The organism is Kitasatospora sp. NPDC059973 (assembly GCF_042737525.1).
GTDB lineage: Bacteria > Actinomycetota > Actinomycetes > Streptomycetales > Streptomycetaceae > Kitasatospora.
Map to the genome: position 1 here is coordinate 1 of NZ_JBHWUI010000100.1, position 13,570 is coordinate 13,570.

Here is a 13,570-nt window from a genome sequence, read left to right on the forward strand (position 1 = left end):
CAAATTCAACCGACCACAGCGCACAGACTATTATTCAAGGAGGACGGCCGCGGCCAGCGCGTGGTTCTCCGGCGCACCACCGCCTTCGGTGCCGAACCTGCGGCGGGTGTAGCCGTACGCCACTCCGCTGCGAGGATCGGCGAACGACTGGGCGCCCACCGCGCCGCTGTGTCCGAAGGCGTCCGGCCCCAGGAAGGGGTAGCGCGACCCCTGCGCCTCGAAGCCGAGGCCGAAGTGGTCGCGCTCACCGGTGACCAGGTCGACGCCGGTCGTCCGGACCGGGCCGAACTCGGCGATCGTCTCCGCCGTCAGCAGCGGCGGCCGGCCGTCGAGCCCGAAGGCGGCCGCCGCGTACATCGCCGCCAGCCCGCGGGCGCTGCCCACCCCGCCGGCGGAGGCCGGGCCGAGGGCGCGGACCGCGGGGGTGCCGGCGAACTCCACCAGGTCGGTGGGCGGGTCGGCGTTCAGGTTGAAGGCGATCCCGGTGAGGCTGTCCGGAGCGGGCGGCCCGCCGGCCGCCGCGCGCTGCTCCGGTGTGGGGCGGGCGGCCAGCACCGGCAGGTGGCGCGGCTCCAGACCGGCCGGCAGGCCGAAGTGGAAGTCGAGCCCGTACGGCGCCCGGACCTCCTCCTCGTAGAGCTCCTGGACGGACCGGCCGGTGCGGCGGCGGACCACCTCGCCGGTGAGCGCGGCGATGACGAAGGCGTGGTAGCCGTAGGCCGTCCCGGGCTCCCAGTAGGGCTTCTGCCGGGCCAGCCGGGCGGCGATCCGCCGGTCGTCCGCCAACTCCTCGACGGTGAAGCCGCCGTCGACACCGATCAGTCCGGCCCGGTGCTCCAGTACCTGCCGCAGGGTGATCCCGGCCTTGCCCTCCGCCGCGAACTCCGGCCAGTGACGGGCCACTTCCTCGTCCAGGCCGAGCACGCCCCGCTGCACCAGCAGCGCCACCACCAGATGGGCGGCGCCCTTCGCCGAGGAGTAGAGGGAGAGCAGCGAGTCACCCGCCATGCCCTCGCCCGTCCAGAGGTCCACCACCCGGCGGCCGTCCAGATGGGCGGCCAGCTGGGCGCCGCCGTGGCCCGGATCGGTGGCCACGACGGCGGCGAACTCCGCGCGCACCCCCTCGAATCCCGGCGCAACGCTGCCATGGACGGTGGTACTGCTCGACATTGGTTCCCCCCGGGGTCGCGCACCTGGTCAGGCCTTGATCATCGGCCTGTCGAAGCGTCAACCACCGGTGGGCCGGGCGCATTCCTGCCGGACACGCGGTTCCTTCGGGGCTGGGCCGGGCGTGGTCACCCGTCGGCCCGCCGCGCCGCGAGGGTGTTGAGCAGGGCGGCGCCGCGCTCGGCGTCGTCGACGCTGACCGCGAACTCCGCGCCCGTGCGCGGGTGGACGACCAGGCACTCGCCGCGCCGGAGCATCACGGTGGTGCCCAGCCCGCTCAGCCGGTAGCCCCAGCCGCCGACCTGGGCGGGCGTCCGCTGTTCGACGCGGGCCGACTCGATGTCCTGGACCGGCCAGCGCCGGACCGGCCAGCCCGCCGGGCCGAAGGCCACCTCCAGGCCCTCGGGCGTCACCCGGGCCTGGACGGAGGAGCAGCCGAGCACCGCCGCGGCGACGAGGGCCAGCGGGGCGATCGCCGCCCAGGGGGCGTCGATGAGGCCGCCGGCCGCGGCGATCGCCCCGGCCGCCGAGGCCAGACCGAACACGGCGGCGGTCAGCTGGAGCCAGGGGTTGGTCGTCCAGGAGAGCCAGACGAACCGCTCTCCCACGGGGACGTCGAGCACCGGTCCGCCGGCCGGGGCCGCGGCGGCCGTCGTGCCGCGCCGGCCGACGAGCAGGCCCAGCAGGCCGGCGAGCAGGGCCGCGCCCAGGGTCAGGGCGACCGCGGCGCCGACCCCGTCGGCCTCGGCCCAGTCGGCGCGGTCCAGGTTGGCGTGCACGATGGCGGCCTGGGCGCCGGTCAGCAGGACGCCGGTGAAGAGCAGCGTCGCGCCGAACCAGGGGCGCGCCGGCAGGGTCGTGCGCCTGGTCAGCAGGGCGAGGACCAGCACCAGGACCGCCCAGATCAGGGCGGGGAAGAGCGGGACGGCCCAGCGGGGCAGCGAGCCGTCCGGGTGCCCGCCGTCGCCCCAGTGGGTGGCCACCCGCTCGGGCAGCCGCCCGGCGGCGCTCAGCGGCAGGGCGACCAGCGCCGCCAGGACGCCGGCCACCCAGGCCGCCGCGCTCCAGCGCGCTCCACGATTCCGGTTCCCCCCACTGCTCACGGCAGCCTCCTGATCAGTTCGACGAGATCGGCCCGGCTGTACCCCAGGCGGGCCGCTTCGGCGACCAGTTCGGCCGCCTGCCGGGCCAGTTCGGCGCGCTGGCCGGCGCCGCCGGCGACGGTCACGCCGCGCCCCCGGCGGAACTCCAGCACTCCCTCGTCCCGGAGGGCCCGCAGGCCCCGCAGGACGGTGTTGGCGTTGACGCCGAGCGCGCGGGAGAGCTCCCGGGCGGGCGGCAGTCGGTCGCCCGGCGCGCACTCGCCCTCGGCGATCGCGCGCCGGATCGCACCCGCGACCTGCTCGTGCAGGGGGCGGTTGTCGGTGAGGTCCAGCTTGAGCAACATGGTGATATCGACAGTAGCACCATATGGCGATAGTGCCATCGCCGAGGGCGCGGCCGGACCGCCACCGGCCGCGCCGGCCGAGGCCGTTCGCGGGGCGGGGGCCCGCCGGGTTCCGGGCGCCGGGGGCTCGGCGCTCCGGGTGGCCTCAGTAGTCCGCGCTGGGCGCCGCCGCCGTGGGGCCGAGGTCCGGCGTGTCGCGGAGTTCGACCGCCTCCCCGTGGGTCTCCAGTTCGAGGACGACCAGCTCGTTGCGGCCGGCCCGCCAGAGCGGGGCCGGCGCGTAGAGGGTGCGCTGCGGGCCCTGCCGGGTGTAGCGGCCGAGCAGGAAGCCGTTCAGCCAGAGCAGGCCCCGGCCCCAGTCCGGGAGGGCGACGAAGGCGTCGGCGGGGGCGTCCAGCGTGGCCTCGAAGCGGTGGAAGACCGGGTCGCCGGCGGCGGCCGGTGCGGTGGCGTCACCGAAGGCGAGCGGGCCCAGGTCGTCGAGCGGGAGCGGGCGGATCTCCCAGTCGAAGAGGCGCTGGGAGCCGTGCGAGACGCCGCGGCCGATGCCCTTGCGGTCGTCCAGCTGAGGGCCGTAGTTCACCCGGCCGAGTGCCTCCACCAGGATGTCGAGCGCCGCACCGGCCGGGCCGCTCTCCAGTGGCAGCGTCCCGCCGGGGGCGTTGCGGTCCAGGACGCCGAGCGGCACGCCGTCGGCGAAGACGAGGGCCCGGTCGCCGATCCCGTCGATCCGCAGCGCCGCGGCCGGGCGGGGGCCGGGCACCCGGGTGCGGTAGTGGATCAGGCCGAGGGACTGGCCGACCCGCTCCATCGGCTCCGGCGTCGCGCTGCGGACCGGCGTGGACAGCGCGTCGAGGGAGGCCAGCAGGCGGGTGCGGCCGGTCGGGCCTGCGAGCCGCTGCGGCGCGACGCGCGGGGCGGGCTCCGGCAGCGCCGCGTCCGGCAGTGGGGCGTACTTGGCGATGACGGACCGGAACGCGTGGAACTTCTCGGTCAGTTCACCCGCCTCGCCGATCGGAGCGTCGTAGTCGTAGCTGGTGGCGGTGGGCTCGTACCCGGCGTCGTACGGATGGGCGCCGAAGTGGTTGGCGCCCGACCAGAAGCCGAAGTTCGTGCCGCCGTGGGCCATGTAGAGATTGACCGAGGCGCCGGTCGCGAGGAGTTCGTCGAGGGAGCGCGCGGCCTCCCCGGCGTCGCGGACGTGGTGCGGCCCGCCGACGCGGTCGAACCAGCCGATCCAGAACTCCATCGCCGTCAGCGGGCCCTTGGGCTGGTGGCGGCGCAGGACGGCGAAGCGCTCGGCGGCCCGCGACCCGAAGGTGGCGGTGGCCAACTGGCCGGGGATCGCGCCGCCCTGCTGCATGGCGTCCTCGGCGCCGTCCGTGGTGAAGAGCAGACAGTCCAGGCCCCGGCCGAGCAGGCCGTCGCGCAGGTGGGCCAGGTACCCGGCGTCGTCGCCGTAGCTGCCGTACTCGTTCTCGACCTGGACGGCGACCACCGGGCCGCCGCGGCTCGCCAGCAGTGGCAGGATCTCGGGCACCACGGCGTCGAACCAGCCGTCCACCTCGGCCAGGAAGGCCGGGTCGGCGCAGCGCAGCCGCATGCCGTCGGCGGCGAGCAGGCGGGCCGGGAGGCCGCCGAACTCCCACTCCGCGCAGATGTACGGGCCGGGGCGCAGGATCACGTCCAGGCCGTTCGCCCGCGCCAGCCCGGCGAACCGGGCGATGTCCCGCCAGCCGGTGAAGTCGACCTCGCCGGAGGACAGTTCGTGGAAGTTCCAGGGGACGTAGGTGTCGACGGTGTTGGCGCCCATCGCGCGCAGCCGGCGCAGGCGGTCGTCCCAGAGGTCGGGGTGGACGCGGAAGTAGTGCAGGGCGCCGGAGATGATCCGGTGCGGGGCGCCGGCGCGGCGGAACCCGGTGTCGTCGTAGTCGAGCAAGGGGGCCTGCCTTCGGTGGGAACACGGTGGGATCGCGGAGTGATCGTGGTGTGCCGGGCGAGGGTCGAGGGGCCGACGGGCGGTGCACGGGTGATCTTCGGAGCCTACCCGGGGCGGCCGACGGGATGCCGGTGTACGGCCTGCCGGTGCGGGGCGTCGGGCTACGAGTCGGCCCGGTCCCGGAGGTCGGCGTGCCAGGGTGGGTTGGGGCCGGCGACCGAGCAGGTCAGGGCGGCCACCCGGGCGGCGAAGCGGCAGGCGTCGTGCACCTCCTCCGGGGTCAGCCCGTCGAGGCGGCCGCCGAGCCGGCCGATCCCGCCGAGGTGGTGCAGCAGGCCGCCGGTGAAGGCGTCGCCGGCGCCGATGGTGTCGACCACGTCCGTCCGCGGGGCGTCGACGGTCAGCCGATCGCCGTCCAGCGAGGCCAGCGCGCCCCGGCCGCCCAGGGTGATCACGACCAGTCGGACGCCGGCCAGGTGCCACTCGTCGCAGGCGCGTTCGGGACTGACGCCGGGCAGCAGCAGGTCGAGGTCGTCCGCGCTGAGCCGCAGGATGTCGGCGGCCGCGCACCAGTGCGGGAGCCGGGACCGGTAGCGTGCCGGATCGACCAGCAGCGGACGCACGTTGGGGTCGATCGACACGGTCGGGCGGCCGGGGGCCCGGGTCAGCAACTCCTCGACGCGGGGGCCGCCGGGCTCGCGGACCAGGGCGAGCGAGCCGGTGTGCAGACAGCCCGCGCCGGCCAGTGGGAGGGCGCCGAGCTCGGCCGGCGTCCAGGCCCAGTCGGCGGTGCCCTCGGCGTGGAACGAGTAGCGGGCCTGGCCCAGTTCGTCCACGGTGGCGATGGCCAGGGTGCTGGGTTCGGCCGCCGCGACACTGCCGCCGAGGTCGACGCCGGAGGAGTCGAGGTGCTGTCGGAACAGCGCCCCGAAGGGGTCGGCGGAGATCCGGCCGAGGAAGCGGGTCGGGGTGCCCAGCCGGGCCAGCGCGACGGCGGTGTTGGCGGGGCCGCCGCCGGGCAGGACGCGCAGCGCGAGTTCGCCGGGGCGCCGCTCGGCGGAGGAGTCGGTGAACGCGTCGGCGACGCACTCGCCGAGTACGGCGACCGGGAGTCGGGTCATGGCGGACCGCCTTCGGGAGAGGGCTCGTTGGGTGCTGCCGGGCGTCCCGGGCGACACCGCAGGGGTGTTCCCGGGGCACCTCAGCGTACGGGGGGATGCCGCCGGGGCGGGAGCACCGAAGGCCCGCACGGCGTCGGGCGGGCGCTGCTCACGGCGTCGCTCACGGCGTTGCTCACGGTGCGTCGGATCGGGCATCCCGGACCAGGGCCGGTCGCCGGGCCCGCCCGCCCGGCCGTCCGGTGGGGTGTCCGGGCGGGCGGAGCACGCCTAGACTGCGGAACTCGCGCGGTATTACCGACCGGTAGGGATGGGGAGTTCGGATGGCTGAGGAGCGGGTCCACGCGTTCGGGGACGACGCGTTGGGGGAGCACGACGCGGTCGCGCTGGCGGCGCTGGTACGGTCCGGCGAGGTCGCTTCCGGTGAGCTGGCCGCCGCCGCGGCGGCGCGCGCCGAGCGGGTCGACGCGGCGCTGGCACCCGTCGCGTTCGCGTCGTACGGCCAGCCGCGCAGCGCCCCGGCCGGTGGTGGGGCCCCGCTGTTCGGGGTCCCGAGCTACCTCAAGGACAACGTGGACCTGCGGGGGATGCCCACCGGGCAGGGCAGTTCGGCGTTCCGCGCCAAGCCGGCGCGGCGCGACGCCGGCTTCGCCGAGCAGTTCCTCAGCACCGGCCTGGCGGTGCTGGGCAAGACCAGGATGCCGGAGTTCGGCCTCAACGCCTCGACCGAGTTCGCCGAGGCCCGGCCGGTCCGCAACCCGTGGCGGACCTCGCACTCGCCGGGGGCCTCCTCCGGCGGCGCGGCCGCGCTGGTCGCGGCGGGCGTCGTGCCGATCGCGCACGCCAACGACGGCGGCGGGTCGATCCGCATACCGGCCGCCTGCTGCGGCCTGGTCGGCCTGAAGCCGACCCGCGGCCGGCTGGTCGCCAACGACCAGGGCCGCCGGCTGCCGATCGACCTGGTGACGGACGGTGTGGTGACGCGCTCCGTCCGGGACACCGCCGCCTTCTTCGCCGCCGCCGAACTCCACCACCGCAATCCGGCGCTGCCGCCGCTCGGACTGGTGGAGGGCCCGGGGGACCGGCCGCTGCGGGTCGGCCTGGTGGTGGACTCCCCGATCGCCGTCACCGACGGGCCGACCCGGCAGGCGGTCGAGCGGACGGCGGCGCGGCTGGAGGCGATGGGGCACAAGGTCACGCCCGCGACGCTGCCGTTCGGCGAGGACTTCTCCCGCGACTTCACGCTCTACTGGGGCTGCATCGCCTTCATGATCGCCACCACCGGCCGGCTGCTGCTGGACCCGGGCTTCCAGGCGCGGAAGCTGGACGGTCTGACCGCGGGGCTGCGGCGGCGCTTCCACCGGGAGTTCCTGCGCACGCCCGGCGTGCTGCGCCGGCTCCGGCAGGCGGAGGCGGCGTACGGCGGACTGTTCCGCGAGCACGACGTGATCCTCTCGCCGGTGCTGGCCCATGTCGCGCCGCCGATAGGGCACTTGAGCCCGAACGTGGCGTTCGACGAGCTGCTGGACCGGCTGGGCCGGTACGTGGCCTTCACCCCGGTGAACAACGTGACGGGCGGTCCGGGGATCTCGCTGCCCGCCGAGTCGGCCGGGAACGGGCTGCCGATCGGGGTGCACCTGTCGGCCGCGCACGGCCGGGAGCGGCTGCTGCTGGAGCTGGCGTTCGCGCTGGAGGCGGACCGGCCCTGGCAGCGGATCCAGGACTGAGCGCGGGGTCGGCAGGCGTCCCGCGTGGTGCGTGCTCAAGCCGGGCCGGGAGAGGCGTCCCGCGTGAGGGGGGTGCCGGTGCTCAGCCCGGGCCCGGGGAGGCGATCGCCCGGGCGGCCCGCACCTCCTGGCGCAGCGGCGCCAGCACGCCGTCCTCGGCGGACTCTCCGCCGGACTCCTCGCCGGTCTCCGGCCCGGTCTCTCCGCCGGTCCGCCCGGTGCCGGCGGCCGGGTCGGACGGCGGAGGGGTCGCGGGTCGCGGAGCGTCGGCGCGCAGGGCCGCCGCGAGCTCGTCGAGCTCACGGGTGATGGCGGCGACCTCGGCCGCCGGCGGCGGGGGCACCCCGTGGTCGATCCGGACCCGGGTGGCCGTGGTGGCCTCCACGATCCGCTCGACGGCGATGACCAGCGGCCACCACGCGGCGGCCCGCGCCCCGGTGGGCGGGGGTTCGGTGAGCGCCCGCTGGAACTCCGACCGCACGGCGGACAGGTCGCGGTAGAGCCGGCGCCGGTGGCGGAGCCGGGCCGACTGGTCCCGGCCGGGGTCCGCGTCGAACGCCAGCCTGACGTAGGCCGCGGTGTCCGCCGCGGCGTCCGCGAGCCGGTCGCCGATCCGGGTGTGCCAGGACTCCAGCCAGAGCAGGTAGCCGGCGATCAGCGAGACCCCGCAGCCGATCAGCGAGTCGTAGAGCCGGGGCGCCACCAGCCGGAACCCCTGGTGGTTGAGCAGGTCGGAGAGGAGCAGGATGACCGGGGTGATCGCCGCGGTCTGGAAGGCGTAGCCCTTCGCGGAGAACGCCGGGATCAGCATCGCGAGCAGGGCGATGGTCGGCACGTCCCACCACCCGCGCGGCACCTCGGCGAGGACCGGGATGGCGATCAGCAGGCCGACCGCCGTGCCGAACGCCCGCAGCACGGCGCGCGAGAAGACCGAGCCGAAGTCGGGCTTCATCACGAAGGTGACGGTCAGCGCCACCCAGTACGAGCGGGGGACGGCGATCACCGAGACCAGCGTCTGGGCGACGCCGATGCACAGGGCCAGCCGCAGGCCGTAGCGCCAGGACGCCCCGGACAGCAGGGCCGCGCGGGCCGTGCGGCGGGCCCGGACGTGCAGCACGGCGGGGCGGCCGAGCCGGTCGGCCCCGCCGAACGGGTCCGGCGCGGGCTCCCCGGCGACGGCGGCCGCGTACCGCAGCGCCTGGTCGACGGCCCGCTCCGAGGGACCGGTCGGCGGTGGCAGGTCCAGCGTGTGCGGCTCGCCGGGCCGCCCCCGCTCGACGGTGTCGGCCAGGGCCCGGGCCGCCGCCTGGTAGGCGTCCGGCAGCGGGCCGAGCGAGGCCGGGCGCAGCTTCGCCGCCGAGGCGGCCTCCACGACCGGGATCACGGCGTTGAGCTGGGCGAGCAGCCGGGTGAGGCCGGGGGAGCGGCCGTGCCGACGGGTGCGGTGGGCGAGCAGCAGGTCGTAGGACCGGTTGAGCGAGTGGGTGACGGCCAGGCGCCGTTCGTCGTGCGCGGGGGTGCCCGCCGCCCGGAGGAAGTCGGCGACGGTCCGGTACGTCTGCGCGACCGCCGTCCGCTCCGGGACGCCACCGCGCAGCGGCCAGGCGAACAGGGTGAGCGCGAGCACCACCAGGCCGCCGAGGAGGAGCAGCAGCGGCGGCTTCCACCAGGGCGCCGGCATCGGCAGGCCGGCCCCGACGACGGCGTTGAGCAGGAGCAGCAGCCCCGACACCGAGGCGACCGAACCGATCGAGGAGATCATGCCGGAGACCAGCGCGATCAGGGTGAGCACGACGACGGCGAGCCAGCCCTCCCCGTACACCAGGGTGCCGAGGGTGACGCCGACGGCGCCGAAGAGCTGGGGGACGGCGATGTTGTAGACCCGCATCCGGTAGGCGTCGGCGGTGTCGCCGATGACTCCGGAGAGCGCCCCCATGGAGGCCAGCGCGCCGTACTGGGGCTGCCCGGCCGCGAGGCCGACGGCGAGCGGTGCGGAGAGGGCGACGGCGGCGCGGGCGACGGCCGCCCAGGGGATCGGCGCGGGGTGCGGGCGCAGGCCCGCGGTGAGCCAGCTGGGGGGTGCGAGCCGGCCGGCTCGTGCGCTCCGTGCCATACGAGAAACGTACGGCTCCGGGCCGGGGCGGGCCCGGTGTCGGCGCGCCGGACGGCTCGGTGTCGCGGCGCCGGGGGGCGGGGTGCCGGGGGCGGGGTGCCGGGGGGCGGGGTGCCGCCCCGTCAGGGTCGGCCGACCGGGGTGGGGGAGGCGGCCGGGGTGGCCGGCGCGGCGGAGCCGTCCGGGAGGTCGCGCAGGTGGGGCAGCGGGGACAGCCAGAGGACGGCGGCGGCGAGCGGGACGGCGGCGGTGGCCAGCCACATCGCGGGCACCACCCCGACGGCGGAGGCGGTCGCGCCACTGGCCAGGGCGCCGAGGGGGATGGCGCCGTAGTTGAGGAAGGAACCGCTCGCGCTGATCCGGCCGAGCACCCGGGCGGGGACGTGGCGCTGCTGGAAGGTGGCCCGGAGGACGTTCCCGGCGACGATGCCCGCCGAGACGGCGAAACCGCCGAGGACGTAGCAGGCGACACCGGCGCCCGGCCCGGTCAGCGGGATCAGCAGGGCCAGCATCGGCACCCAGAACAGGAAGAGCATCAGGGCGCGGGCGGTGCCGATCGCGGCTCCGACCCGGCGGGCGACGGCCGCGCCGAGGACGCCGCCGGCACCGGCGGCGCCGACCACCGCGCCGATCGCGCCGTCGGAGAGACGGGCCTGCTCGACCAGGAAGACGACCTGGATCGACTGGTAGGCCATCAGGGCCATGTTGGCCAGTGCCCCGTGGAGGGCGAAGGTGCGCAGCCAGACGTCGTGGGTGATCAGGCGCAGGCCCTCGGAGACCTCGCGCCGCAGGTTCGGGCGGGGGGTCGGCGTGGTGCCCGGGTGGTCGCCGCGGCGTGCCGCCGGGGCGGGCTCGCGGGTGCGGATGGCGGCGGTGGAGAGGAGCGAGAGGAGGAACGTGGCGGTGTTCGCGAGCAGGCTGTTGACCGGGCCGAAGGTCTGGGCGGCGGCGCCGCCGGCGCCGAGCCCGACGATCTGGGCGGCCGAGGCGCTGCCGTGCAGGGCGGCGTTCCCCTCGGCGCGGTCCGGTTCGGCGACGAGGGTGGGGAGGTAGGCGGTGTACGCGGTCTGGAAGAAGACCTCGGCGGCGCCGGTCGCCGTGGCGACCGCGAGGAGCTGGCCGGCGGTGAGGACGCCGAGCACGGCGGCGGCGGGGACGGTGAGATGGAGCACCAGGGAGACGGCGGTGGAGACGAGCATGACCGTCCGTCGGCGCATCCGGTCGACCCAGGCGCCGGCCGGCAGGCCGATCAGCAGCCAGGGCACCCACTTCGCGGCGACCAGCAGGGCGGCCTCGAAGGCGCCGGCGTGCAGGACGCCGACGGCGATCAGCGGTAACGACAGATTGGTGAGGGCGCCGCCGAACCTGCCGGCAACCTCGCCGGTGAAGAGAAGCCGGAAGTCCCGGTTGCGGCGGAGCAGCGAGCCGCGGGCGCCGGCGCTCATTCGGCACCACGCGACGTACGGGGGAAGGACTGCAGCTGCACCACGACCGGCAGCGCGTCCGGCGCCGGGTCGGCGTCCGGGGCGGGGGTGTGGCGGCCGATCACCTCGAACAACTCCTGGTTGAGGGCCTTGAGCTGAGGCGGCGTCAGGCGCAGGTTGGTCCAGTCCGCGATGGTGCCGGAGTTGCGCCAGTCGCCCGCCCAGTCCTCGCTGAGGTAGGAGGTGACGCGGTTGAAGTACTGCTGCACCAGCTCGTTCGTGTAGAGCGCGACCGCGCCCCGGCTGTCCGGGTCGTCCCGGAACTCGGCGGTGTTCAGCTCGTTGCGGACGGGGATCCGCCGCCACCAGCGCTCGCGCTTGGTGCCGCGTCCGGTGTCCTCCTCGATGAAGCCGTGCTCGGCGAGGTGGCGCAGGTGCCAGCTGACGGTGCCGGTGTTCTCGCCGAGCCGTTCGGCGAGCCGGGTGGCGGTGGCGGGACCGTCCAGCTTCAGCAGCTCGAAGATCCGCATCCGCAGTGGATGGGCCAGCCCGCGCAGGCTGCGGGCGTCCAGCCGGCGGAGCGGCCGGTCGGCCGGCGGCTGCGTTTGCGGCTCGGTCGGGTCCGGCGGCTCGGTGGGGGCGGGGTGTTCGGTCATGGCGCCATCGTAGGGTGCAGAGAGTTCTCTGCACAGGCATCTCTGCAGAGAATGCTCTGCAAGTTGCCCCGGAGTGAGGCCCGGAGGAGTGTGGGGAGCGTGCGGAGGCGGGCGGAGAACCGGAGTGACGTCCTCCGGGGCACGTCGGCCCGCCTGGGGCGGTGATCTTCTAGAGTCGCCAGCGGTACGACTGTATGACCACCGTGCGGTCCCGGAGACTGCGCGGAGCGCGACACCGAGAGGCGGCACCACCATGAACGACCAGCAGGCACCCGAGCCGTTCGAGCCCGTTGACGAGGACTGGCAGACCGCGCTGGCGGTCGTCGCCCACCCCGACGACATGGAGTACGGCGGTGCCGCCGCCGTCGCCCGCTGGACGGCCCAGGGCAAGAAGGTGGTCTATGTGATGGTCACCAGCGGCGAGGCCGGCATCGACTCGATGAGCCCCGAGGACTGCGGCCCGCTCCGCGAGGCCGAGCAGATCGCCTCCGCCGCCGTGGTCGGCGTCGACACCGTCGAGTTCCTCGGCCACCCGGACGGGGTGCTGGAGTACGGGCTGCCGCTGCGCCGGGACATCGCCCGGGCCGTCCGCCGCCACCGCCCGGACATCGTCATCACCAGCAACTTCCGCGAGACGTACGGCGGGGTCTTCCTCAACCAGGCCGACCACATCGCGGTCGGCCGGGCCACCCTGGACGCGGTCCGGGACGCCGCCAACCGCTGGGTGTTCCGCGAGCTGGTGGCCGAGGGGTACGAGCCGTGGAACGGGGTGCGGGCGGTCTGGGCGGCCGGCTCGCCCGAGTCGCGGCACGCCGTGGACACCACCAAGCACTTCGACAAGGGCGTCGCCTCGCTCGCCGAGCACAAGGCGTACCTGGCCGGGCTGGGCGGTGCGATGGCCGATCCGCAGGAGTTCCTGGAGGGCTTCGGCCGGGGCGCCGGCAGTCGGCTCGGCACCCGGTTCGCCGTCCCCTTCGAGGTGTTCCCGCTGCGCTGAGGCGTGCCGCGCGGGATCAGGAGCCGTGGTCGGCGTGCTCGCGGCGGCGCCGCCGGTGGCGCAGCAGCTGCCGGGCGGCGAGCGCCGCGCAGAGCACGCCGACGGCGACCAGCAGCCACAGCTGGTACCGGACCGCCGTCCGGTACACGGCCCCGATGTTGGCCCCGGCCAGGTAGCCGAAGGCGGACCAGACCCCCACCCAGAGCGCCGCGCCGAGCACGTTGAACGGCTGGAACCGCCGCCAGGGCATCTCGGTGGTGCCGGCGATGATGCCGTTGGTCTGGCGCAGCCCGTCCACGAAGCGCGCCACGGTGACGACCTTGCCGCCGTGCCGGGCGAAGAAGCCGTCGGCGCGCTCCATCCGGGCGGGGGTGAGCAGCACGTAGCGGCCCCACCGGTGGACGAAGGCGCGGCCGCCGGTGCTGCCGATCAGGTAGCCGAGGCTGTTCCCGAGGACGGCGGCCGCGAAGGCGATCCCGACCACGGCGGCCAGGTCGAGGTGCCCGGCGCCGGCGTAGACGGCGGCCAGCACCAGGATGGTCTGGCCGGGCGCGGGGATGCCGCAGTTGTCCAGCAGGACGAAGAGCGCCACGGCCGCGTAGCCGTACTCGTCGAGCAGCGGGGCGAGCCCGGCGAGCGGGCCGGGCAGTGCGGGCTCGGACACGTGGCTCACCACCCCGCGCCGGTCGGGCCCGGGGTGGCGGTCGGATGGGTCAGCGGAGCGCCTGGCGGGGCTCGATGTTGCAGTCGGGGCCGGGGTAGATCAGCCCCGTGTGGCCGTCCTCGAAGCGGACCATGTAGGGCGGCTCGCCCTCCGCGCCGCGCACCTCGATGATCTCGCCCTTCTGGTCGACCATGCCCACCGCCCTGCTGTGGATGTGGAGCTGGTCACCTACCGCTGCGTGCATGGTCTGCTCCTCGGGTCGCGATGGCCGCGCGGGCGGCCGTTCTGCTTCCACTCTGCTGCGGCGGGGGCGGGCCC

At 75.7% G+C, this 13,570-nt stretch carries 12 protein-coding genes; 2 read left to right on the plus strand and 10 right to left on the minus strand.

Annotated elements, in window-relative coordinates; genetic code table 11:
• Positions 1-30: 30 nt before the first annotated feature.
• The 5 genes from ACFWA9_RS25095 to ACFWA9_RS25115 all read right to left on the minus strand — a co-directional run bounded on the left by ACFWA9_RS25095 (position 31) and on the right by ACFWA9_RS25115 (position 5,674).
• A complete protein-coding gene (locus ACFWA9_RS25095) occupies positions 31-1,170 on the minus strand; it encodes a serine hydrolase domain-containing protein (protein ID WP_380389916.1) in 1,140 nt (379 codons plus the stop codon).
• A 125-nt stretch (positions 1,171-1,295) separates the two neighbouring features.
• Positions 1,296-2,270, minus strand: coding sequence for a DUF1648 domain-containing protein (locus tag ACFWA9_RS25100; RefSeq protein WP_380389918.1), 975 nt, complete (start codon positions 2,268-2,270; stop codon positions 1,296-1,298).
• Positions 2,267-2,614 (minus strand): GntR family transcriptional regulator, encoded by a 348-nt coding sequence (locus tag ACFWA9_RS25105; RefSeq protein ID WP_329491019.1) that lies wholly within the window; start codon positions 2,612-2,614, stop codon positions 2,267-2,269. Before ACFWA9_RS25105 ends, ACFWA9_RS25100 begins: the two co-directional genes overlap by 4 nt.
• A 145-nt stretch (positions 2,615-2,759) precedes the next feature.
• Positions 2,760-4,553 (minus strand): beta-galactosidase family protein, encoded by a 1,794-nt coding sequence (locus ACFWA9_RS25110; protein ID WP_380389921.1) that lies wholly within the window; start codon positions 4,551-4,553, stop codon positions 2,760-2,762.
• A 161-nt stretch (positions 4,554-4,714) separates the two neighbouring features.
• Positions 4,715-5,674, minus strand: a complete 960-nt coding sequence (locus ACFWA9_RS25115) for a carbohydrate kinase (protein ID WP_380389923.1) — start codon at positions 5,672-5,674, stop codon at positions 4,715-4,717.
• A 320-nt stretch (positions 5,675-5,994) separates the two neighbouring features.
• Here ACFWA9_RS25115 and ACFWA9_RS25120 point away from each other — a divergent pair, with 320 nt between their 5' ends.
• A complete protein-coding gene (locus tag ACFWA9_RS25120; RefSeq protein ID WP_380389925.1) occupies positions 5,995-7,398 on the plus strand; it encodes an amidase in 1,404 nt (467 codons plus the stop codon).
• 82 nt (positions 7,399-7,480) lie between these two features.
• Here the strand turns inward: ACFWA9_RS25120 and ACFWA9_RS25125 are convergent, their stop codons facing one another.
• The 3 genes from ACFWA9_RS25125 to ACFWA9_RS25135 form a co-directional block, all read right to left on the minus strand.
• Positions 7,481-9,511, minus strand: coding sequence for an FUSC family protein (locus ACFWA9_RS25125; RefSeq protein ID WP_380389927.1), 2,031 nt, complete (start codon positions 9,509-9,511; stop codon positions 7,481-7,483).
• 122 nt (positions 9,512-9,633) lie between these two features.
• Complete coding sequence (locus tag ACFWA9_RS25130) at positions 9,634-10,956, minus strand: MFS transporter (RefSeq protein WP_380389929.1); 1,323 nt, start codon at positions 10,954-10,956, stop codon at positions 9,634-9,636.
• On the minus strand, positions 10,953-11,591 hold the full coding sequence (locus ACFWA9_RS25135) for an ArsR/SmtB family transcription factor (RefSeq protein WP_380389931.1): 639 nt from the start codon (positions 11,589-11,591) through the stop codon (positions 10,953-10,955). Before ACFWA9_RS25135 ends, ACFWA9_RS25130 begins: the two co-directional genes overlap by 4 nt.
• Positions 11,592-11,844: 253 nt before the next feature.
• On the opposite strand from ACFWA9_RS25135, the gene ACFWA9_RS25140 reads away from it, so the two are divergent.
• Complete coding sequence (locus ACFWA9_RS25140; protein ID WP_380389933.1) at positions 11,845-12,588, plus strand: PIG-L deacetylase family protein; 744 nt, start codon at positions 11,845-11,847, stop codon at positions 12,586-12,588.
• A 16-nt stretch (positions 12,589-12,604) separates the two neighbouring features.
• Here the strand turns inward: ACFWA9_RS25140 and ACFWA9_RS25145 are convergent, their stop codons facing one another.
• Both ACFWA9_RS25145 and ACFWA9_RS25150 read right to left on the minus strand, forming a co-directional pair.
• Positions 12,605-13,252 carry a DedA family protein gene (locus ACFWA9_RS25145; RefSeq protein WP_380389935.1) on the minus strand — a complete coding sequence of 216 codons (648 nt, stop codon included), beginning with the start codon at positions 13,250-13,252 and terminating at the stop codon, positions 12,605-12,607.
• Positions 13,253-13,301: 49 nt separating this feature from the next.
• The gene (locus ACFWA9_RS25150; protein WP_329491028.1) at positions 13,302-13,496 is read right to left on the minus strand and encodes a DUF1918 domain-containing protein; all 195 of its coding nucleotides are present in this window, start codon (positions 13,494-13,496) and stop codon (positions 13,302-13,304) included.
• Positions 13,497-13,570: the final 74 nt, after the last annotated feature.